Raw genomic sequence first — 21,223 nt, 5'->3', positions numbered from 1 at the left:
CAAACAAGCAGATCGGGAGGCGGCTGGCGTGGCGATCCGGGGGCATGACAGGCGGCGCGAGGCGCGCGCGCCGCGCACCCCCGCCGGCGACCGCCCGGCATGACCCGCCGCATGCCGCCGCGCCTGTCCGGCACCAATCTGGAACGCGCCGCCGATCACAACCAGCGCGTGACGCTGCACGCCATCCGGCTCGGCGGATCGCTGACCCGGTTCGATCTGGCGCGGATCACCGGACTGACCGGGCCGGCGATCGCCAACATCGCGCGCCGGCTGTTGCAGGAAGGACTGATCGAGGAGGCGGGCCAGCGCCGCGGCGGGCGCGGCCAGCCGCCGACCAAGCTCGTCGTCCGTCGCGACGCCTGTTACGCGATCGGCGTCAACATCGATCGCGATCACATCACGATCGTGCTGGTCGACTTCGCCGCGCAGACCCTCGCGCGCACGACGGCGGAAACCGCCTTCGCCCTGCCCGACGACGTCCGCGCCCTGTACCGCCGGTCGGTCGGTTCGCTGCTGGCGGAGGCCGGGGTCGATCCTGCCCGGCTGGTCGGCATCGGCGTCGCGCGGCCCGATGACCTCGGCCGGGTCGCGCTGCCCGGCCGCCCGGCCGCCTATGCGGCGTGGGACGGGATCGACATGGCGGCGCTGTTCGACGAACCGCTGCGCCTGCCGGTCTTCGTCGAGAACGACGCCGCCGCCGCCGCGACCGGCGAGATGCAACTGGGGCTCGGGCAGCGCTACAACAGCTTCTTCTACATCCTCGTGTCGTCGGGGCTCGGCGGTGGTTTCGTCGCCGATGGCGCCTATGTCCGCGGCGTCCATGGCCGCAGCGGCGAACTGGGGTTCATGACCGCGGGCAGCGGGCGCGACACCGTGCAGGCGTCGGTGTCGCTGTCCGGCCTCGCTGCGCACCTCGCCCGCGCCGGCTTCGCGATCGGGCAGGTGTTGCACCAGCCCGTGTGGGAACCGGCGGTCGGCGCCTGCCTGGACGACTGGGTCGAGCAGGCAGCGCGGACCTTGTGCACACCGCTCGATGCGATCAACTGCCTGATCGATCCTGCGGTGGTGCTGATCGGCGGCCGCCTGCCAAGCCGGCTGGTCGAGCAACTGGCGGAGCGGGTGAATGCGCTGATCCGCGACGCGACCGCGGCGCCGGCGGTCGCGCCCGTCCGCCGTGCCGCCTTGTCGGAGGACGCGCCGGCGGTGGGCGCGGCGATCCTGCCGTTCAGCCATTTCCTGCTGCCCAAGGCGGGGGCCCTTTGGAAGGATTCGGGCGCCGGGGCGGACGTGCTGGCGGATTGACCACCTACCGACGGTAACAAAGTATTGCTGACCTATGGTTGCAGGCCCGCGGTCGCGGCGCATGTTGCCATAGCGCGTGAGCGCCACCCGGACGGCCATATCTATTGGAAAATACGCCATTGTTCGCGGCGCGGCACGTGCGTGAACACGTGAGGGTTGCTGCCACAATCTATTTGACAATTTGCTTTTGCAATTGGCAGATAGCGGCATTCAGGCAGCGCGTCGTCGCGATCCGGACAACCGGACGCTCCCATCCAGCGGGGGCCGGCACGCCATCGCAGGGGTAAGCGAGGGCCGGCAGATGCCCTCGCGAGGAAGAGGATCGTCCGATGACCGCACGCACCGCCGCGCCTTCGTTCATGCCGCATCGCCGCCGCGCGCTGCCGTTGCTGCTGGCGACGGTCAGCCTCGCCGCGACGCTCGCCGGCACCGCCCGGGCGCAACAGGCGCCCGCCCCGGCGACCCAGTCTCCCGCCCCGATGGCGCAGCCCCCGGCCGACGCCCCGGCGACGCCCGCCGATGCGGCAGTGCAGGGCGACGGGGCCAGCCAGGCAGATACGGGGCAGGAGGATATCGTCGTCACCGGCTATCGCCGCTCGATCGAACAGAGCCTCAACCAGAAGCGCGAGGCCAACGCCTTCGTCGACGTCATCACCGCCGAGGATATCGGCAAGTTCCCCGACAAGAACGTCGCCGACGCGCTGCAACGCGTCCCCGGCGTGGTCATCACCCGCGATGGCGGTGAGGGCAGCCGGGTCAGCATCCGCGGTCTGCAACCGGGCCTGACACTGACGTTGCTCAACGGCAATTTCCTCGCCGGTGCCGACAGTGGCGATCCGCAGCGCTCGTTCAACTATGTGCTGCTGCCGTCGAACTTTATCGCGAGCACCGAGGTCTACAAATCGCCCGAGGCGCGGCTGGAGGAGGGCGGCGTCGGCGGCACGATCATCCTCAACACGCGTCGCCCGTTCGACGTCCCCGCCTGGTCAGGCTTCGTCTCGGCCGAGGGCACCTATGCCGACACCACCGACAAGTTCGAGCCGCAGCTCGGTGGCCAGCTTTCGTGGAAGAACAAGGAGGAGACGTTCGGCCTGCTGCTCGGCGGCGTCTGGCAGAAGCGCACCAACCGCGAATTGCGCAGCGCGACGGAAAGCTGGCGCTGGTGGAGCGACCGCGACGCGCAGGGCAATATCATCACCCCGGCGACGGACGTGAAGGGCAACCCGCTCGCCAACGACGATGCCGTCTCCTACTGGCCGGGGCAGGGCGTCACCGCGCGCGATGGCACGCATTATTCGGGCTATTGGGCGCCGCAGTCGGTCAACGCCGAGGTCTTCGACCAGGAACGCGAACGGTACGGCATCCAGGCGACGGCGCAGTTCCGCCCGTTCGACAACGTCACGGTGACGTCGAACTATTTCCGTTTCGGCTATACCAGCAACTTCACCTCGAACGTGCTCAAGATCCCGGAATGGGGCTATGGCGATTTCTTCACCGGCGCGACGTTCGACAGGAGCGGCACGATCTTCCAGTCCGCCGGCTTCGCGGTGCCGCAGGCGGGAACCGGCTGCCTGACGCGTTCGCCGCCGTGCACGATGGAAACGCCGCAGATCGCGGGCACGTTCAGCCGCGAGAAGCAGACCTCGAACACCTTCGAAACCGAAGTGCGCTATAGCCAGGATCGCTTCGATGCGGTGCTGAAACTCGGCAAGACCAAGGCGAGCGGCGGTCCGTCGGTCCGCTTCAGCGTCGCGGCTAAGCCGCGGCTGACCGTGACCGGACAGGAGCGCAACGGCAATTTCGTCAGCAACTGGGATATCGCGAACGGCGGTGCCAGCTTCGCATTCTCGCCCGAGTTGCAGCAGAACATCCGTAACGGCATCGCGCAGATCGACGTCGGCTCGACCGGCTCCAGCTTCGTCAACAGCGACATCGGCCAGCGCTACGTCCAGCTCGACCTGACGCGCCGATTAGACGGTGTCCTGAAATCGGTGCAGATCGGCGGCAAGTGGCGCGACCTCAGCATCCATCGCGAAACCGGGCGCAACGACTGGTATGCCGATGCGGCAACGCAGCTGCGCTATCAGGATACCGCCGCGGGGGCGGTCGCGCGGCCCGAGTTCTTCTATGAAAAGCCGATCGGCAACATCAATGGCGGTTTCGACGCCAACGTCGTGCCGGGCATCGATTTCCAGCGGTATCTCGGCTATCTCAACACGACCTACGGTCCGGCGGTGCGGGTGTACGAGCCCGATTTCGTCTACGATCTGGGCGAGCGGGTGTGGGCGGGCTATGCGCAGCTCAACTTTGAAACCGGCGGCTTCCGCGGCAACGTCGGCCTGCGCGTGGCCAATACGCGCCAATCGGGCAACACCTCCGACCGCCTGCAATATCTCAACGATTATTGCGTCAACGGTCCCAACGGCCCGACCGACCCCAACCGTCCGCTCGGCCCCGACGGCAATTGCCAGGTGCTGCCGCTCAATGTGCGCGAGACGATCGTCAACACCCGCGCCGACCAGTCCAAGACCTACACCGACTGGCTGCCGAGCTTCAACGCCTCCTACGAGGTGACGCCCGACCTGTTGGTCCGCGCCGCGGTGGCGAAGGTGATCGCGCGGCCGTCGTTCAACGACCTCGGCTCGCAGCGCTCGCTGACCTTCCGGACGGACGCCTATGCCTTCGACCGCGGCCAGTTCGGCGAGTTCGCCGGCTGGTCGGGCAGCGGCGGCAATGCGGAGCTCAACCCTTTCTCCGCGTGGCAATACGACCTCGGCATCGAATGGTATTTCCGCCGCGGTTCGGTGCTCGGCGCGACGCTGTTCCGCAAAGACGTGTCCGACTTCGTCGTGCCGCTGGTGCTCGACGTGACGCGTGAGGTCGCCGGGCAACAGGTGCTGATCCAGCCCTATTCGACCGTCGCCAACGGTTCGAACGCGCGGTCGCAGGGTATCGAACTCTATGCGCAGCACACGCTGCCGTTCGGCCTCGGGGCGCAGGTCAACTTCACCTATAACGACACCTCGGTCGCCGACGTGTCGCTCGACGGGCAGACGGTGGGATCGTCGGCACTGGTCGGCAGCGCCAAGACGCAGGTCAACGCATCGCTCTTCTACGAACGCGGCCCGGTCCTGTTGCGCGCCTCGTACAACCGGCGCGGCGAGGTCGTCGGCGGACTACAATCGGGGCTCAACGAATATACCGACCCGTATGAACAGGTCGACCTCAACGCCGCCTTCGCCCTGACCGACCGGCTTAACCTCACCGCCTCGGTCATCAACCTGACCAAGTCGGAGGAGCGCCGGCACCTCGGCAACGATACGAAGGATCGCTTCACCTATCGCAACTATTTCGGACGCCGCGCCTATGTGGGCGTGTCGTTCAACTTCTGATGGCCCGGCGTATCCCGTTCCTCCCCCCGATGGGACCCGCGCGGCGCGATCGATCCTGCACGTCCGGCGGCGTGTGGCGCCGGCTGCGGCGCGGCGCGATGCTGGCGGGCGCGCTGATGGCGTGCAGCCTCGCGAGCGCGTCCAACCCGATCGTGCCGGGCTGGTATGCCGATCCCGAGATCCGCGTCTTCGCCGGGCGCTACTGGATCTACCCGACCTATTCCGACCATGCCGGCACGCCCGACGTGACGCCGCATTTTTCGGCGGCGCAGGTCAAGGCGCGGCAGCGCCGGACGGTACGGCCGTCCTACGGGATGCAGACCTTCTTCAACGCCTTCTCCTCCCCCGACCTCGTCCACTGGACGAAGCACGATCATGTGTTCGATGTGCGCAATGCCGACTGGGCGGCCTATGCGATCTGGGCGCCGTCAGTGATCGCGGCGCACGGGCGCTATTACATGTTCTTCAGCGCCAACGACATCCAGAGCGATGCCGAGGTCGGCGGCATCGGCCTCGCGGTCAGCGACCGGCCCGGCGGCCCGTTCAGGGATGCGCTGGGCAAGCCGCTGATCGGCGCGTTCCACCATGGCGCGCAACCGATCGACCCCTTCGCGTTCCGCGATCGCGACGGGCAGGTCTATCTATTCTACGGCGGTTGGAAGCATTGCAACGTCGTCCGCCTCAGCGCCGATCTCAGGCGGATCGTGCCGTTCGCCGACGGGACGCTCTACAAGGAGGTGACGCCCCCCGGCTATGTCGAGGGATCGTTCATGATCGAACGGCGCGGCACCTATTATCTGATGTGGTCGGAGGGCGGCTGGACCGGCCCGGACTATAGCGTCGCCTATGCGACCGCGCCCGGGCCGACCGGGCCGTTCACGCCGAGGGGCAAGATCCTGTCGCAGGACCTGCGCATCGCACGCGGGGCGGGGCATCATTCGGTGGTCAACGTGCCGGGGACCGACGACTGGTACATCGCCTATCACCGCCGCCCGCTCGACACGGACCGCGGCGAGCACCGCCAGATCGCGATCGACCGGATGCGCTTCGCCGCCGATGGCCGTATCGAACCGGTGGTGATGACCGACGCCGGCGTGGCACCGCGGCCGATCGGAACACCGCGCACGACACCAACAGGGGACAGGATGTGAGCAGCAGACGGGGCAGCGCATGGCGCGGAACGGTGGCGATGGCGGCGTCGGTCGCGCTGATGGCGCCGGCACCCGTGCTGGGGCAGGCCGCCGCGCCGCGGGAAGGGGCTGCCGCGGCGCGGGAAGGGGCGACGCCCTCCGTCGACCTCGCCAATCCGCTGATGGGGACCGATTCCGATTATACGCTGTCCTACGGCAACACCTATCCGGCGGTCGCGGTGCCGTGGGGCATGAACTTCTGGACGCCGGTGACCGGCAAGGCCGGTAGCGGCTGGGGCTACACCTACGACGCCAACCGGATCAGCGGCATCAAGCAGACGCACCAGCCGAGCCCGTGGATGAACGATTATGCCGCCTTCTCGCTGATGGCGACGACCGGCGCACTCAAGGTGAAGGAGGACGAGCGCGCGTCCTGGTACAGTCACAAGGCGGAGGAGGCGCGGCCGTACGCCTACAAGGTCTATCTCGCCGATTACGACGTCACCGCCGAGGTCGCGCCGACCGAGCGCGCCGCGCAGTTCCGCTTCACCTTCCCCGAGAGCGACGACGCGCACATCATCCTCGACGGCTATGCCGGCGGATCGATGGTGTCGATCGACCCGGCACGGCGGCGGATCACCGGCTATGTCCGCAACAACCATGGCGGCGTGCCGGCCAACTTCCACAATTATTTCGTCGCCGAATTCGACCGCGACTTCACCGTCAGCCGGACCTGGGACGACAACGGCCAGCTCGCCGCGACGCCGACGCGCGCGGGCGATCACGTCGGCGCGGTGGTCAGCTTCGCCACGCGCAAGGGCGAACAGGTCGGCGTGAAGGTCGCCTCGTCATTCATCAGCCTCGATCAGGCCGAGCGCAATCTGCGCGGCGAGATCGGCCGCGACGGGTTCGAGGCGACCAGGGCGAAGGCCAAGGCGATCTGGCAGCGCGAATTCGACCGCGTGCAGGTGACCGATCCCGATATCGACAACCGCCGCACCTTCTATTCGGCGCTCTACCGCATGCTGCAATTCCCGCGCATGTTCCATGAGGTCGATGCGCAGCGGCAGACGGTCCACTACAGCCCGTATGACGGCAAGGTCCATCCGGGCGTGCTCTACACCGACAACGGCTTCTGGGACACGTGGCGCGCCGTCTTCCCCTTCTTCGCGTTGATGTATCCCGAGCGGGACGGCGAGATCATGCAGGGGCTGGTCAACACCTACCGGGAATCGGGCTGGTTGCCCGAATGGGCCAGCCCCGGGCACCGCGATGTGATGATCGGGTCGAATTCGGCGAATCTGATCGCCGACGCCTATCTGAACGGCGTGCGCGGGTTCGACGTCGCGACGCTGTACGAGGCGATGGTCAAGAACTCGACCACGTCCGAAGGGCGGCCCGTCGACCGGAAGGGCAATGTCGTCCACGCGGTCGGCCGGGAGGGCGTCGAACATTACAACCGGCTCGGCTACGTCCCCTATGACGTCGGCATCAACGAGAATGCCGCGCGGACGCTGGAATATGCGACCGCCGATTTCTCGCTGTCGCGGCTGGCGGCGGCGCTCGGCAAGACCGCGGATGCGCAGCTCTATGCGACGCGCGCGCAGAACTACCGCAAGCTCTACGACACGCAGAGCGGCTGGATGCGCGGCCGCAACCGGGACGGCAGCTGGTCGACGCCGTTCAATCCGTACAAATGGGGCGATGCCTTCACCGAGGGCAATGCGCTGCACTACAGCTGGTCGGTGATGCAGGACGTGCAGGGCCTCGCCGATCTGATGGGTGGCGATGCGGCGTTCGTGCAGCGGCTCGATTCGATCTTCACCACGCCGCCGATCTTCGACGACAGCTATTACGGGCAGACGATCCACGAGATCCGCGAGATGCAGATCGTCGACATGGGCCAATATGCGCATGGCAACCAGCCGATCCAGCACATGACCTATCTGTACGATTGGGCGGGCGCGCCGTGGAAGACGCAATATCACGTCCGCGACGTGATGAGGAAGCTCTACGCGCCGACGCCCGACGGCTATCCCGGCGACGAGGACAATGGCCAGACATCGGCGTGGTACGTCTTCTCGGCGCTCGGCTTCTATCCGGTGACGCCCGCGGTCGGCCAATATGCGATCGGCAGCCCGCTGTTCCGCAACGTCCGGCTGACGATGCCGGGTGGCAGAATCCTGACGATCGAGGCGGTCAACAACGGCCCCGGCAACGTCTACATTCAGTCGGCGACGTTCAACGGCAAGAGGCACGACAAGCCGTGGCTGGCGCGGGCGGCGCTTCAGCAGGGCGGCACGCTGCGCTTCGTCATGGGGCCGACGCCCAATCGCAGCTGGGGCAGCGCAAAGGGCGACGCGCCCTTTTCGATGAGCGCCCCGGTCGCCGCGCGCTGACGATGGAGCAGGATATGACGAACCCCGCCCGGCGCGACGTGATGGCCGGGGCCGCCGCACTCGCGATCGCCGCCGCCGTGCCGCGCGCCGCGACCGCCGCGACGACGCCGCCGACCCGGCGGCCGCCGCCCGCGGCGCGCCGCTTCACCAGCCCCGCGGTCGAGGCGGAGATCGTCCGGGTGAAGGCGAAGATCGCGGATCCCGAACTCGCCTGGCTGTTCGAGAATTGCTACCCCAACACGCTCGACACCACGGTCCGGCTCGGCACCGTCGACGGCAGGCCCGACGCCTTCGTCATCACCGGCGATATCGAGGCTTTGTGGCTGCGCGACAGCTCCGCGCAATTGCAGACCTACGTCCATCTCGCGCCGAAGGATGCGGCGCTGCGCCGGCTGTTCGCCGGGCTGATCGCGCGGCAGGCGCGCTGCATCCTGATCGATCCCTATGCCAATGCCTTCATGTACGACCCAACCGCGCGGTCGAATTTGGGCGCGCGCACCGACCAGACCGAGATGAAGCCGGGCGTCGCGGAGCGGAAGTGGGAGATCGATTCGCTCTGCTATCCGATGCGGCTGGCGCACGGTTACTGGACCGCGACGCGCGACACCGGGCCGTTCGACGACCTGTGGGCGCGTGCGATGCGCCGCGCGGTGGCGACCTTTCGCGAACAGCAGCGCAAGCAGGGCAAGGGCAGCTATCGGTTCCAGCGACTCAACGTCTCGCCGACCGAGACGCTGATGTTCGAGGGGTTCGGTGCGCCGACGCGCAAGGTCGGGCTGATCCATTCGATGTTCCGCCCCTCGGACGATGCCTGCCTCTACCCGTTCCTGATTCCCTCCAACCTGTTCGCGGTCGCCGCGCTGCGCATGCTGGCGACGGTGCAGCGCGAGGCGCGCGGCGATGCCGCGGCGGCGACGGACAGCGAGGCGCTGGCGAACGAGGTCGAGGCGGCGCTGACCGCGCATGGCCGCATGCCCGACGGGCGCGGCGGCGAGGTTTGGGCCTATGAGGTCGACGGCTTCGGCAACGCCATCTTCATAGACGACGCCAACGTGCCGAGCCTGTCCGGCCTGCCGCTGCTCGGGGCCGCCGACCGCGCCGATCCGCTGTTCCGGCGCACCGCCGCGCTGGCGTGGAGCGACCGCAATCCGTATTTCTTCGCCGGCCGGGCGGCGCACGGCATCGGCGGCCCGCATATCGGCCTCGACATGATCTGGCCGATGTCGATCATCACCCATGCGATGCATAGCGACGACGATGCCGTGATCCGCCAGTGCTTGTCGTGGCTGAAGGCGACGCACGGCGGCACTGGCTTCATGCACGAATCCTTCCACAAGGACGATCCGGTGAAGTTCACGCGCAGCTGGTTCGCCTGGGCCAACGGCCTGTTCGGCGAACTGATCCTCGACCTCGAACGGCGTAAACCCGCGCTGCTCGCGGGCCGGTTCTGAATGGCGATGACGGAGACACGACGATGACCCTTGCCAACCGCCGTCAGGTGATCGCCGGCGCCGGACTTGCCGGGATCGCCGGCGCGATGCCAGCCGCGGCCCCGGCGCAGGCACCGGCCGCGGGCAGGCCCGACCTGTTCGTCGGCACCGGCGGCCACGGCCACACCTATCCGGGCCCGACGCTGCCGTTCGGCATGGTGCAGCTCGGTCCCGATACCGACAACAGCCGCTGGGATGCCTGTTCGGGCTATCATCAGGACGACGGCTCGATCATGGGGTTCAGCCACACCCACCTGTCCGGCACCGGCATCGGCGACATGCTCGACGTGCTGGTCGTGCCGACGCGCGGGCCGCTGCAGCTCAGGCCGGGCGCGCTCGGCAAGCCGGACGAGGGTTATCGCCAGCGCTTCACCGACGAACTGGCGGAGCCCGGTTATTACCGGGTGCGGCTGGAATCGGGCGTGCTCGCCGAACTGACCGTGACAGACCGGACCGGCCACCACCGCTACACCTTCCCGCAGGGGCCAGCGCATATCCTGGTCGATTTCGCGCACATGATCCTCGACGTGTGGGACAAGGGGACGCTGATCGACGAGGCGTCGCTGGCGCTGTCACCCGACGGGCTGCTGACCGGCAGTCGCCGCGTCCATCGCTGGGCGAAGGGGCGGCGCATCCATTTCGCGATGCAGCTGTCGCGCCGGCCGGACCGGGTGCAGTTCTTCGGCGACGACGATGCGCCCGCCGCGGCCGGTGCCACCGGCATCGCCGGCAACCGGCTCAAGGTCGCGTTCTTCTTCGATCAGGCGGGCGGCGAACCGATCCTCGTCAAGACCGGCATCTCGGCGGTCGATGTCGCCGGCGCGAAGGCGGCGCTGGCCGGCGAGGCGCAGGGCTGGCGCTTCGACACCGTCCGCCGTGCGGCAGCGCGCCGCTGGCAGGGCGAGCTCGACCGCGCCCGCGTCACCGGCGGCACGCCCGAACAGCGCACGATCATGGCGAGCGCGCTCTACCACGCCTTCCTGTCGCCGACGCTCTTCACCGATCGCGACGGCCGCTACGTCGGGCTCGACCGCAAGGTGCATACGGTGCCGTCGGGCGAGGCGGCGTTCAGCACCTATTCGCTGTGGGACACCTATCGCGCGCTGCATCCGCTGCTCAACCTCGTCCAACCCGACAAGGCGGCACTGCTGACCCGCGATCTCGTCCGCCAGACCGTGCAGAGCCCCGCCGGGCCGCCGGTCTGGCCGTTGCAGGGGGTGGAGACCGCCTGCATGATCGGCTGGCATGGCGTGTCCGTGCTCGCCGAGGCATGCGTGAAGGGGGTGAAGGCGGATTATGCCGCCGCCTGGCCGCAGATCCGCCGCCGCGCCTTCGACCGCGACTTCCCCGATATCGACAGCACGCTCGGCCGCGGCTTCTATTACGACCTCGGCTTCGTCCCCGCCGACAAGGTGTGGGAATCGGTCAGCCGGACGCAGGAATATGCCTATGACGACTGGGCGATGGCGGTGCTAGCCGATGCGGCGGGAGCGCGCGACGATGCCGCGACGTTGCGCAGGCGCAGCCTCAACTATCGCAACGTCATCGATCCCGCGATCGGCTTCGCCCGGCCGCGTTTCGCCGACGGCAACTGGTGGCAGGCGTACGACCCGATCCAGCTCGGCCATGCGCCCGACAAATATCGCGACTATACGGAGGCGAACGGCTGGCAGGCGACCTTCCTCAACCAGCACGACGTCTATGGCCTGATCGCGCTGTTCGGCGGCGATGCCGGCTTCGTCCGGAAACTTGACGCCCTGTTCAGCGCGCCATCGACGCTGCCCCGCAATGCGCCGCCCGACATTTCGGGGCTGGTCGGACAATATGCGCATGGCAACGAACCCGACCAGCATGCCGCCTATCTGTACGCCTATGCCGGCGCGCCGTGGAAGACGCAGGCGATGGTCCGGCGGCTGTTGACCGAGATGTATAAGGCCGACCCCGATGGCGTCATCGGCAACGACGATTGCGGGCAGATGAGCGCGTGGTTCATCCTCTCCGCGCTCGGCTTCTATCCCGTCGATCCGGTCAGCGCGGTTTATGTCTTCGGCTCGCCGCTGTTCGACGCGGCGGAGGTGGATCTGGGCGGCGGTCGGACGCTGCGCGTGACCGCGAAGGGCAATGCGCCCGACAGCCCCTATGTCCAGTCGGTCCGCTGGAACGGCAGGGCGTGGACCCGGAACTGGATCGGCCATGCCGACCTCGTCCGCGGCGGCGAACTGGAATTCACGATGGGGGCGAAGCCATCGACCTTCGGTGCGGCGAAGGCGGACCGGCCGCCCTCCTTCGGCCGGACGGCCTGAAGACGACGCCGGGACATACGATGCCGCGACAGGGCAGGGATCAACGACGACGGGAGAAGCTGCGACGATGCGACAGGTGAGCGGACCGGGCGACGGCATGACGCGTCGCGACTGGCTGGGCGGCGCGGCGGCGGCGGGAACGCTGGCGATGCCCGGCACCGCACTTGCGCGGCGCATCGCCGCGAGCGACCGGGTCAATATCGCGGTGATCGGCGCCGGCGGCATGGGCGCGCAGAACATGGCGAAGCTCACCGGCCAGAATATCGTCGCCGCAGCCGACGTCGATTTCGACCATGTCGCGAAATCGCTCACCGATGCGAAGGGCGCGGTACGCGCCGACCGCCAGGCGCTGAAGGCGGCCTATGACCGCGCCGCCCGCTTCGCCGACTATCGCCGCATGTTCGACAGCCGCAGGGATATCGACGCGGTGGTGATCGCGACGCCCGACCATCACCACGCACTCGCGGCCAAGGCGGCGATGGAGCGGGGCCTGCACGTCTATGTCCAGAAACCGCTGACCTATACCGTCCGCGAAGGCCGCACGCTGCTCGATCTGGCGCGCCGCAATCCCCGGATCGTGACCCAGATGGGCAATCAGGGCCATTCCGGCGACGACGGCAGGCGCGTGGTCGAGCTGATCCGCGGCGGCGCGATCGGGCGGGTGCGCGAGGTGCACGCCTGGACCAACCGGCCGGTCTGGCCGCAGGGCGAGCCACGCCCCGCGGCGGTGGCGAAGCCCGCCGGCCTCGACTGGGACCTGTGGCTGGGGCCGGCGCCGGTCGACTGGGGCTATCACCCAGATTATGCGCATTTCAACTGGCGCGGCTGGGTGCCGTTCGGCGTCGGCTCGCTCGGCGACATGGGCGCGCATCTGATCGATTTTCCGGTCTGGGCGCTCGATCCCGGCCTGCCGACGCGGATCGAGACGCGGCACAGCCGCTGGGGCGGCGACGACGATATCTGGGACGGCAAGCCGCCCGCCGACCTCGGCAGCTATCCGCTCGCCACCGTCACCACCTATCGCTTCGGCAATGCGAAGGGCGGGCCCGTGACGATGACCTGGTATGACGGCGGGCTGATGCCGCCGACGCCCGAAGCGATGCCGGCGACCGCGCGGATGAACCCCGACGGCGGTGTGCTGTACGTTGGGGAGGCGGGGATGCTGATGCACAACACCTATGGGGAAAAACCGGTTTTGATCGGCGATGGCGTCGCGGCGCGCGCGGCGGCGGTGCCGGTGTCGTTGGCGCGCATCCTCGGCGGGCGCGACGGGCATGAGATGAACTGGATCCGCGCGATCCGCGGGGAAGAGGCGATCTCCTCGCCCTTCGCGGTGGCGGTGCCGCTCAACGAAACGATGATCCTAGGCATGGTGGCGCTTCGCGCCGACCAGCCGATCGACTATGACGGGGCGTCCGGCCGGATCACCAACGTCCCCGACGCCAACCGCTTCCTCGATCGGGAGTATCGCAAAGGATGGTCGCTATGATCGCACCCTATATTATCAGTTCGATGCTCCTGCTCGCCCAGTCGGGCGCGAAGCCGCAGGATACCGAGGTCTGGCAGCCCGTGCCGCCGGTCGTCGTCGTCCCGGCGACGCCGCCCGTGCCTGCACCGTCGGACGCGATCGTGCTGTTCGACGGCACCTCGCTGGACCAATGGGCCAGCACCAAGGACAAGGGACCGGCGGGCTGGACGGTCAAGGACGGCGTGCTGACCGTGCGCAAGGGAACGGGCAACATCCAGACCAAGAGGGCGTTCCGCAACTATCAGCTGCACCTCGAATGGCGCGTGCCCGCCGGGATCGTCGGCGAGGGGCAGGGGCGCGGCAACAGCGGGCTGTTCCTCGCCTCCACCGGCGACGGCGATGCCGGCTACGAACTCCAGATCCTCGACAGCTATCGCAACAAAACCTACGTCAACGGCCAGGCGGCCAGCATCTACAAGCAATCCCCGCCGCTCGCCAACCCGACCCGCGCGCCTGGGGAATGGCAGAGTTACGACGTGGTCTGGACCGCGCCGGTGTTCGCCGCCGACGGCAAGCTGGTCAGCCCCGCCTATGTCACCGTCCTGATGAACGGCGTGCTGGTGCAGGACCATTATGCGCTGACCGGCGAGACCGCCTATATCGGCGCCCCGCGCTACACCGCGCACGGCCCCGCGCCGATCAAGCTGCAGGACCATGGCGATCCCAGCGCGCCGATCAGCTTCCGGTCGATCTGGCTGCGTGAGTTGAAATGACCGGTCCGTCTGGTAGGCGGCGAACTCCATGCGAGCGAGAGACACCATGACAGCCACCGCCTTCATCACCGGCGCGACATCGGGCATCGGCGCCGCCGCGGTCGAGGAATTCGTCGGCGCGGGCTGGCGGGTGATCGCCACCGGCCGCCGCGCCGACCGGCTCGCTGCGTTGCAGGATCGCCTCGGCGCGGATGCGGTCCACACGCTCGCCTTCGACGTCGCGGACGATGCCGCAGTCGACGCGGCGCTGGCGGGCCTGCCCGACGACTGGCGCGACATCGACCTGCTCATCAACAATGCCGGGCTCGCGCTGGGGACGAAGCCGGCGCAGGAGGCAAGCCTCGACGACTGGCGCACGATGATCGCGACCAACGTCACCGCGCTGGTGGCGCTGACCCACCGCCTGCTGCCCGGGCTGGTCGCGCGGCGCGGCGCGATCATCAACCTGTCGTCGGTCGCCGCGACCTATCCGTACAGCGGCGGCAACGTCTATGGCGGGACCAAGGCGTTCGTCGAGCAATTCTCGCTCGGCCTGCGCGCCGATCTGCACGGCAAGGGCGTCCGCGTCACCTCGATCGAGCCGGGCATGGTCGAGACGGAGTTCACCACGGTGCGCACCGGTGGCGACCGGGCGGCCTCCGATGCGCTCTACAAGGGCGCCGATCCGATGACCGCGGAGGATATCGCCGCGACCATGTTGTGGGTGGCGACGTTGCCGCCGCACCTCAACATCAACCGGCTGGAGCTGATGCCGGTCAGCCAGTCCTTCGCCGGATTCCAGGTGGCGCGCGCCGGTCAGTCCTGAGCGGCGCAGGGATCGCGCAACGTCGCCGAGAGGAAGGCGATCAGCGCCTCGACCCGCGCCGGGCGCAAGGCGCTTGGCGGGGTGAGGATGTGGAGGCCAATCGGCGCCGGCGCCCATGTCTCGAGGATCGGCACCACCGCGCCGCTGGAGATGTGCGGCCCGACGATGAAGCCGGGCAGGCGCGCGATGCCGAGCCCGGCGAGCAGCGTCGGCAGCAGCGCCTCGCCGCTGTTCGCGGTCAGCGGCCCCTCGGGCTTGATCGACAGGTCGCTGCCGTCGGGATGCTGAAATCGCCACGGCCCCGACACGTTCGAATAGCCGAGGACGCGGTGGCGGGCGAGGTCGGAGGGGTGCTGCGGCGTGCCGTGCGCGGCCAGATAGGCGGGCGCCGCGACCAGATAGGTGGTGATATCGCACAGCCGCCGCGCGCGCAGGCTGCTGTCGGGCAGGTCGCCGATGCGCAGCGCGACGTCGAACCCCTCCGCGACGATGTCGACGCGCGCATCCGAACAATGCAGGTCGATCTCGACGCCGGGATGCGCGGCGAGGAAGGTCGCGAGCAGCGGCGCGACGTTGCTGACCCCGAAGCTCATCGGCGTCGCCAGCCGGACGCGGCCGGTCGGCGCGCTGGCCGCATCGCGTGCGGCCTCCTCGGCGGCGCGCGCCTCGGCGAGGATGCGTTGCGCATGCTCCGCCAGCGGCTTGCCCGCCTCGGTCAGCGCGAGCCGGCGCGAGGTGCGGTGGAACAGCGACTGGCCGATATGCTCCTCCAGCCGGGTGATCGCCTTCGACACCGTCGCCTTGCTGAGCCCGATCCCCTCCGCCGCACCGCTGAACGAGCGATGCTCGACCACGGCGGCGAAGATCGCCCAGGCTTCCAGATCGGGTAATCGCATCCTCGTCCTCCACGCAGCGCCGCGGAACCTAGCGCAGAAACGATCGGTTTCCATCGTTTCCGTTTACGCGATGGTCGGCCACGCCCATCTTGGCCCCGACACGATCTGGAGACGCTCGCATGACCAAGGTTCTGGTGCTCTATTATTCCTCCTACGGCCATATCGAACAGATGGCGGACGCGGTCGCCGAGGGCGCGCGCGCCGGCGGAGCGGAAGTCGACATCCGCCGCGTCGCCGAAACCGCACCGGACGAGGTCGTCAAGGCTGCGCACTTCAAGACCGACACCGCCCATCCGGTGATCGAGGGACCGGACGCGATGGCGCAATATGACGCGATCGTCGTCGGCGCGCCGACCCGCTTCGGCCGCATGCCGGCCCAGATGGCGAGCTTCTGGGACACGACCGGCGGGCTCTGGGCGAGAGGCGCGCTGGTCGGCAAGGTCGGCGGCGCCTTTACCTCGACCGCCAGCCAGCATGGCGGGCAGGAGACGACGCTGTTCTCGATCATCACCAACCTGCTGCACCATGGCCTGACGATCGTCGGACTGGACTATGGCTTCCAGGGCCAGATGGGCGTCGACGAGGTCCGCGGCGGGTCGCCGTACGGTGCGACGACGATCGCCGGCGGCGACGGTTCGCGCCAGCCGCATGAGGAAGAGCTGGCCGGCGCCCGCTACCAGGGCAAGCGCATCGCCGAGACGGCCGCCAAGTTGAAGTAACCACCCCTCGTCGTTGCGAGCGCAGCGAAGCAATCCAGTGCCGCCCGCGGCGCGGCACTGGATTGCCGTGCCACGATGGCGAATGGCGCGCATGCCCGCGCGAGGGGTGTCGCACTCTCCCCGAATCGCGCCTACACCGGCGGCGATGGCCACGCACCCCACCCGCCTGCCGCCGCCCGCGCCCGAGGATGCGGCCGCGCGCAACATGCGCCAGCTGGTGCTGCTGCGCTGGCTCGCGGTCGGCGGGCAACTCGCGACGATCCTGACGGTGCATTACGGCTTCGGCATCCGCCTGCCGATCGCGCCGATGGCGGTGGTGCTGGCGGCGCTGGTCATGCTCAACGTCATGACGTGGCTGGGCCATCCGCACTGGCCGGTGACCAATTTCCAGCTGTTCGGCGCGCTCGCCTGCGACGTCGTCGCGCTGACGGTGCAGCTCCACCTCAGCGGCGGCGCCGCCAATCCCTTCGTCTCGCTCTATCTGTTGCAGGTGGTGATGGGCGCGGTGCTGCTCCACGCCTGGTCGAGCTGGGCGCTGGTCGGGCTCACCGCCACCGCCTTCGCGCTGGTCGCATTGGTCAGCCCGCCGCTCGACCTGCCGCCGTGGCTCGCGACCAGCCTGTCGCCCGCCTATGTGCTCGGCCTGTGGTGCAATTTCGTGCTCGCCGCGGTGCTGCTGGTGCTGTTCGTCACCCGTATCGCCGCCAATCTGCGCAGCCGCGATTCGCACCTCGCCGCGATGCGCCAGCGCGCGGCGGAGGAGGATCATATCGTCCGTATGGGCCTGCTGGCGAGCGGCGCCGCGCATGAGCTCGGCACGCCGTTGTCGTCGATCTCGGTGCTGCTCGGCGACTGGAAGGGGGAGGCGGCGATCCGCGACGAACCGCGACTGGCGGCGGAGGTGGACGAGATGCAGGCCGAGGTGATGCGTTGCAAGGCGATCGTGTCGGGCATCCTGTTCGCTGCCGGCGAGGTGACCGGCGAGGCGCCCGAGCGGACGACGCTGCGCCGCTTCCTGTCGGGGATCGTCGCGGCATGGCCGGGCAGCGTGGCCTTCGCGGACCGGCTGGGCGAGGACCGGCCGATCGTCGCCGATCGCGCGCTGGGGCAGGCGCTGGTCAATCTGCTCGACAATGCCGCGGAAGCCGGGGCGACGGCGATCGCGCTCACGGCGACGCTGGACGGCGTGCAGGACGAGACGATGCTGGTGCTGACGGTCGACGACGACGGCAGCGGCTTCCCCGCCGCGGTGCTCGCGCAGCTCGGCCGCCCGTACAACAGCAGCAAGGACCGGCGCGGCGCGGGGCTCGGCCTGTTCCTCGCCACCAACGTGCTGCGGACGCTGGGCGGCACGCTGCAGGCGCGCAATCTGGCGGGCGGCGGCGCGGAGACGGTCCTGCGGCTGCCGCTCGCCAGCCTCGCGCTGGAGGCTGCGGCATGACCGGTGATCGCCGTCTGCTGATCGTCGAGGACGATGCGAATTTCGCCCGGACGCTGGCGCGATCGTTCGAACGGCGCGGCTATGCGGTGGCGACCCTGCCCGGACCCGACGGGCTGGAGGCGCGCGTCGCGGACTTCCGCCCGGATCATGCGGTGGTCGACCTCAGGCTGGGCGGCGCATCGGGGCTGACCTGCGTCGCGGCGCTGCACGCGCTCGATCCGGCGATGAAGATCGTCGTGCTCACCGGCTTCGCCAGCATCGCCACCGCGGTCGAGGCGATCAAGCTCGGCGCGACCAACTACCTGACCAAGCCCGCCAACACCGACGATATCGAGGCGGCGTTCGCGCGCGTCGACGGCGATGCCGACGCGACGATCGCCACGGCGCCGCCGACCTCGATCAAGACGCTGGAATGGGAGCATATCCACCAGACGCTGGCCGACGTCGACTTCAACATCTCCGAAGCCGCCCGGCGCCTCGGCATGCACCGCCGAACGCTCGCGCGAAAGCTCGACAAGCGTCACATGGGATAGGCGCGCGCGCCGGCCGCGCCGCCCGCCGTCACTTCAGCAGCTTGGGCGCTTCCTGCTGGATCACGTCGCGGATCTTCCCGGCGAACAGGCCGAGGAAGCCCGGCAGGTCGACGATCGCATGGACGTTGGTGTCGGACACCGTCGCGCGGCAGCCGATCGACTGGCCCATCGCCTGCACGGTGAAATGCATCGTATCCGCCTCCCAGCGATGATCGACCTGCGCGCCGCCGGGGATCATCCGGCCGATCTTGCCGACCCCGCCGTCCAGCCGGTCGCGGACCGCCTGCTTGCCGAGCTGATGGGGGATGTTGATGTCGATGGGGGCGCTCATGCAGGATCCTTTGTGGTCGCGAACAGCATCGCGTCGTCGGCGAACGCCTTGAACTCCAGGGCGTTGCCGGAGGGGTCGTAAAAGAACATCGTCGCCTGCTCGCCGGCCTGTCCCGCGAAGCGGATGTGCGGTGCGATGCCGAAGCGCACGCCGGCGGCGGCGACGCGCGCGCTCAGCGCCTGCCAGTCGGGCATGGTCAGCACCACCCCGAAATGCGGCACGGGGACGGCATGGCCGTCGACCGCATTCTCGACTGCGACGGCCCGTGCGGCGGGATCGAGATGCGCGACGATCTGATGCCCGAACAGGTCGAAATCGATCCACTGGTCGCTCGACCTCCCCTCGGCGCATCCGAGCGTCCCGCCATAGAAGGCGCGCGCGGCGGCAAGGTCGTGGACCGGAAAGGCGAGGTGGAACGGTCGCAGCGTCATGCCCGTGGAGATAGGGCGGGGCGCGGATGGATGCCAGCCTGTGCGGACGGGGGGGGCGATCCCCAACCTCCCCACGGTTCCCCGGCGAAGGCCGGGGCCCAGTTGGGAAGGTCATCGGCCGTTATCGCAACCGTTCGCCCAACTGGGCCCCGGCCTTCGCCGGGGAACAGAGGGGTGGGAAGCAGCACCCGCACGGGCGAGTCTCCCGCAGCGCGCCAAATCGCAGCGCGGGACATTGCGCCGCGGGCGCATTACAGGCCGCTGCGATGCCTGCTCTCCTCTCCCGCCGTCCCGCGCTGGTCGCGCTCCTGCTCGGTGCGCTCGCCGCGACCGGATTCGCGCCGCTGCAGCTCTGGCCGCTGACCCTTGCCGGGCTCGCCGGCCTTGCTGCGCTGGTCCATGCCGCGCCGACGGGGCGGCGGGCGCTGTGGATCGGCTGGTGCTGGGGCGTCGGGCATTTCACGATCAACAACAACTGGTTCCAGCACGCCTTCGACTTCCAGGACAAGATGCCGCCGGTGCTCGGCTATTTCGCCGCGGTCGGGCTGGCGCTGTATCTGGCGGTGTTCCCGATGCTGGTGTCGGGAATCGGCTGGCGGTTCGGGCGAAGCCGGCGGCCGGATGCCGGCTATGCGCTCGTCTTCGCGGCGGCGTGGATCGGCAGCGAATATCTGCGCGCGACGCTGTTCACCGGCTATGCCTGGGACCCGATCGGCGTGATCTGGCTGCCGGTGATCGGCGTCGCGCGGCTGTCGGCGTGGATCGGCACCTATGCGCTGTCGGGCGTGACGTTGCTCATGGCGGTGTCGCTGCTGCTCCTGTCGCGGCGGCGCTGGCGGCTGCCCGCCGGGCTGGCGGCGGTGCTGGTGCTCGCCGCGATCTCCGCGCCGTGGACGCGCGCTCCCGCCACCGCACCGGACGCGCCGCTGTTGCGCGTGGTGCAGCCGAATATCGGGCAGGACGCGCGCGGGCAGGACGATCAGGAACGGATGCTCGCCGCGCTGATCCGCCAGTCCGGCCGCCCGGGGCCGCGCCCGCGGCTGGTGCTGTGGCCCGAGGGCGTGATGCGCGACTATCTGGAAAGCGGCTATCCGCGCTGGATCTATGACGGGCAGAGCCCGCTGTTCAACCGCTGGCGGCTCGCACAGCTGCTCGGCCCCCGCGACATCCTGCTCACCGGGCATACGCCGCTGCGCTTCGATGCGGCCGGCGACGTCGCGGGTGCCGCCAATGCGGTGGTCGCGATCGACAGCCGCGCCCGGATCGTCGGCCGCTACGACAAGGCGCACCTCGTTCCCTTCGGCGAATATCTGCCGATGCCGTGGCTGCTCCGCCCGATCGGCATCGCGCGGCTGGTGCCGGGCGATTTCGACTTCGACGACGGACCCGGGCCGCGCACGCTCGCGGTTCCCGGCTTCGGCGCGATCGGGTTCCAGACCTGTTACGAGATCATCTTCTCGGGCGAGGTCGTCGACCGGGCGCATCGGCCGCAGATGATCTTCAACCCCTCCACCGACGCCTGGTTCGGGCGCTGGGGGCCACCGCAGCATCTGGCGCAGGCGCGGATGCGTGCGATCGAGGAAGGGCTGCCGATCGTGCGTTCGACGCCGACCGGCATCTCGGCGGTGATCGCCGCCGACGGCACGTTGCTCGCCACCGTGCCGCACGAAACCGCGGGCGCGATCGAGCTACCGATGCCGCCCGCGCTGCCGCCGACGCCGTTCAGCCGAATCGGCAACTGGGCGGCGCTGATCGTCGGCCTCGCCTTCCTGATCGCCGCGATTGCCATCCGCCGCCGCGCACGTTAGGG

Annotated in this window: 16 protein-coding genes; 13 read left to right on the top strand and 3 right to left on the bottom strand. The window is 69.0% G+C overall.

Annotated features, from left to right (window positions below):
• Window positions 1-99 precede the first annotated feature (99 nt).
• From AC1RTO_RS12435 to AC1RTO_RS12395, 9 genes are all read left to right on the top strand, one after another.
• Window positions 100-1,302 (top strand): ROK family transcriptional regulator, encoded by a 1,203-nt coding sequence (locus AC1RTO_RS12435; RefSeq protein WP_493161142.1) that lies wholly within the window; start codon window positions 100-102, stop codon window positions 1,300-1,302.
• A gap of 329 nt (window positions 1,303-1,631) precedes the next feature.
• Window positions 1,632-4,694, top strand: coding sequence for a TonB-dependent receptor (locus tag AC1RTO_RS12430; protein ID WP_493161141.1), 3,063 nt, complete (start codon window positions 1,632-1,634; stop codon window positions 4,692-4,694).
• Window positions 4,694-5,845, top strand: a complete 1,152-nt coding sequence (locus tag AC1RTO_RS12425) for a glycoside hydrolase family 43 protein (RefSeq protein ID WP_493161140.1) — start codon at window positions 4,694-4,696, stop codon at window positions 5,843-5,845. Before AC1RTO_RS12430 ends, AC1RTO_RS12425 begins: the two co-directional genes overlap by 1 nt.
• Before the next feature lie 38 nt (window positions 5,846-5,883).
• A complete protein-coding gene (locus AC1RTO_RS12420; RefSeq protein WP_493161213.1) occupies window positions 5,884-8,223 on the top strand; it encodes a GH92 family glycosyl hydrolase in 2,340 nt (779 codons plus the stop codon).
• Window positions 8,224-8,237: 14 nt separating this feature from the next.
• Window positions 8,238-9,674: a glycoside hydrolase family 125 protein gene (locus AC1RTO_RS12415; protein WP_493161139.1), complete on the top strand. Its 1,437-nt coding sequence runs from the start codon at window positions 8,238-8,240 to the stop codon at window positions 9,672-9,674.
• A 23-nt stretch (window positions 9,675-9,697) separates the two neighbouring features.
• On the top strand, window positions 9,698-12,016 hold the full coding sequence (locus tag AC1RTO_RS12410) for a GH92 family glycosyl hydrolase (protein ID WP_493161138.1): 2,319 nt from the start codon (window positions 9,698-9,700) through the stop codon (window positions 12,014-12,016).
• A gap of 76 nt (window positions 12,017-12,092) precedes the next feature.
• Window positions 12,093-13,505 (top strand): Gfo/Idh/MocA family protein, encoded by a 1,413-nt coding sequence (locus AC1RTO_RS12405; protein WP_493161137.1) that lies wholly within the window; start codon window positions 12,093-12,095, stop codon window positions 13,503-13,505.
• A complete protein-coding gene (locus tag AC1RTO_RS12400) occupies window positions 13,502-14,257 on the top strand; it encodes a 3-keto-disaccharide hydrolase (RefSeq protein ID WP_493161136.1) in 756 nt (251 codons plus the stop codon). Before AC1RTO_RS12405 ends, AC1RTO_RS12400 begins: the two co-directional genes overlap by 4 nt.
• 46 nt (window positions 14,258-14,303) lie before the next feature.
• Window positions 14,304-15,062 (top strand): SDR family NAD(P)-dependent oxidoreductase, encoded by a 759-nt coding sequence (locus tag AC1RTO_RS12395; protein WP_493161135.1) that lies wholly within the window; start codon window positions 14,304-14,306, stop codon window positions 15,060-15,062.
• Here the strand turns inward: AC1RTO_RS12395 and AC1RTO_RS12390 are convergent.
• Window positions 15,053-15,958 (bottom strand): LysR family transcriptional regulator, encoded by a 906-nt coding sequence (locus tag AC1RTO_RS12390; RefSeq protein WP_493161134.1) that lies wholly within the window; start codon window positions 15,956-15,958, stop codon window positions 15,053-15,055. The genes AC1RTO_RS12395 and AC1RTO_RS12390 overlap by 10 nt on opposite strands.
• A gap of 119 nt (window positions 15,959-16,077) precedes the next feature.
• Here AC1RTO_RS12390 and wrbA point away from each other — a divergent pair, with 119 nt between their 5' ends.
• From wrbA to AC1RTO_RS12375, 3 genes are all read left to right on the top strand, one after another.
• Window positions 16,078-16,677, top strand: a complete 600-nt coding sequence (wrbA, locus tag AC1RTO_RS12385) for an NAD(P)H:quinone oxidoreductase (RefSeq protein WP_493161133.1) — start codon at window positions 16,078-16,080, stop codon at window positions 16,675-16,677.
• 145 nt (window positions 16,678-16,822) lie between these two features.
• A complete protein-coding gene (locus AC1RTO_RS12380) occupies window positions 16,823-18,118 on the top strand; it encodes an ATP-binding protein (RefSeq protein ID WP_493161132.1) in 1,296 nt (431 codons plus the stop codon).
• Complete coding sequence (locus AC1RTO_RS12375; protein ID WP_293873338.1) at window positions 18,115-18,651, top strand: response regulator transcription factor; 537 nt, start codon at window positions 18,115-18,117, stop codon at window positions 18,649-18,651. Before AC1RTO_RS12380 ends, AC1RTO_RS12375 begins: the two co-directional genes overlap by 4 nt.
• A 28-nt stretch (window positions 18,652-18,679) precedes the next feature.
• Here the strand turns inward: AC1RTO_RS12375 and AC1RTO_RS12370 are convergent, their stop codons facing one another.
• Window positions 18,680-18,982 carry a polyhydroxyalkanoic acid system family protein gene (locus AC1RTO_RS12370; RefSeq protein WP_493161131.1) on the bottom strand — a complete coding sequence of 101 codons (303 nt, stop codon included), beginning with the start codon at window positions 18,980-18,982 and terminating at the stop codon, window positions 18,680-18,682.
• On the bottom strand, window positions 18,979-19,413 hold the full coding sequence (locus AC1RTO_RS12365; protein WP_493161130.1) for a VOC family protein: 435 nt from the start codon (window positions 19,411-19,413) through the stop codon (window positions 18,979-18,981). The genes AC1RTO_RS12370 and AC1RTO_RS12365 overlap by 4 nt, the downstream gene beginning before the upstream one ends.
• 266 nt (window positions 19,414-19,679) lie before the next feature.
• On the opposite strand from AC1RTO_RS12365, the gene lnt reads away from it, so the two are divergent.
• The gene (gene lnt, locus AC1RTO_RS12360; protein WP_493161129.1) at window positions 19,680-21,221 is read left to right on the top strand and encodes an apolipoprotein N-acyltransferase; all 1,542 of its coding nucleotides are present in this window, start codon (window positions 19,680-19,682) and stop codon (window positions 21,219-21,221) included.
• Window positions 21,222-21,223: the final 2 nt, after the last annotated feature.

It is taken from the genome of Sphingomonas sp. GW821-FHT10F09, assembly GCF_058809195.1.
The sequence above is the reverse complement of the archived record's forward strand: the minus strand, read 5'-3'. Positions and strand labels throughout refer to the sequence as shown.

Bases quoted from the DNA above. Each gene is read 5' to 3' on its own strand.
- AC1RTO_RS12435 (WP_493161142.1), top strand. From the start codon at position 100: ATGACCCGCCGCATGCCGCCGCGCCTGTCCGGCACCAATCTGGAACGC.
- AC1RTO_RS12430 (WP_493161141.1), top strand. From the start codon at position 1,632: ATGACCGCACGCACCGCCGCGCCTTCGTTCATGCCGCATCGCCGCCGC.
- AC1RTO_RS12425 (WP_493161140.1), top strand. From the start codon at position 4,694: ATGGCCCGGCGTATCCCGTTCCTCCCCCCGATGGGACCCGCGCGGCGC.
- AC1RTO_RS12420 (WP_493161213.1), top strand. From the start codon at position 5,884: ATGGCGGCGTCGGTCGCGCTGATGGCGCCGGCACCCGTGCTGGGGCAG.
- AC1RTO_RS12415 (WP_493161139.1), top strand. From the start codon at position 8,238: ATGACGAACCCCGCCCGGCGCGACGTGATGGCCGGGGCCGCCGCACTC.
- AC1RTO_RS12410 (WP_493161138.1), top strand. From the start codon at position 9,698: ATGACCCTTGCCAACCGCCGTCAGGTGATCGCCGGCGCCGGACTTGCC.
- AC1RTO_RS12400 (WP_493161136.1), top strand. From the start codon at position 13,502: ATGATCGCACCCTATATTATCAGTTCGATGCTCCTGCTCGCCCAGTCG.
- AC1RTO_RS12395 (WP_493161135.1), top strand. From the start codon at position 14,304: ATGACAGCCACCGCCTTCATCACCGGCGCGACATCGGGCATCGGCGCC.
- AC1RTO_RS12390 (WP_493161134.1), bottom strand. From the start codon at position 15,958: ATGCGATTACCCGATCTGGAAGCCTGGGCGATCTTCGCCGCCGTGGTC.
- wrbA (WP_493161133.1), top strand. From the start codon at position 16,078: ATGACCAAGGTTCTGGTGCTCTATTATTCCTCCTACGGCCATATCGAA.
- AC1RTO_RS12380 (WP_493161132.1), top strand. From the start codon at position 16,823: ATGGCCACGCACCCCACCCGCCTGCCGCCGCCCGCGCCCGAGGATGCG.
- AC1RTO_RS12375 (WP_293873338.1), top strand. From the start codon at position 18,115: ATGACCGGTGATCGCCGTCTGCTGATCGTCGAGGACGATGCGAATTTC.
- AC1RTO_RS12370 (WP_493161131.1), bottom strand. From the start codon at position 18,982: ATGAGCGCCCCCATCGACATCAACATCCCCCATCAGCTCGGCAAGCAG.
- AC1RTO_RS12365 (WP_493161130.1), bottom strand. From the start codon at position 19,413: ATGACGCTGCGACCGTTCCACCTCGCCTTTCCGGTCCACGACCTTGCC.
- lnt (WP_493161129.1), top strand. From the start codon at position 19,680: ATGCCTGCTCTCCTCTCCCGCCGTCCCGCGCTGGTCGCGCTCCTGCTC.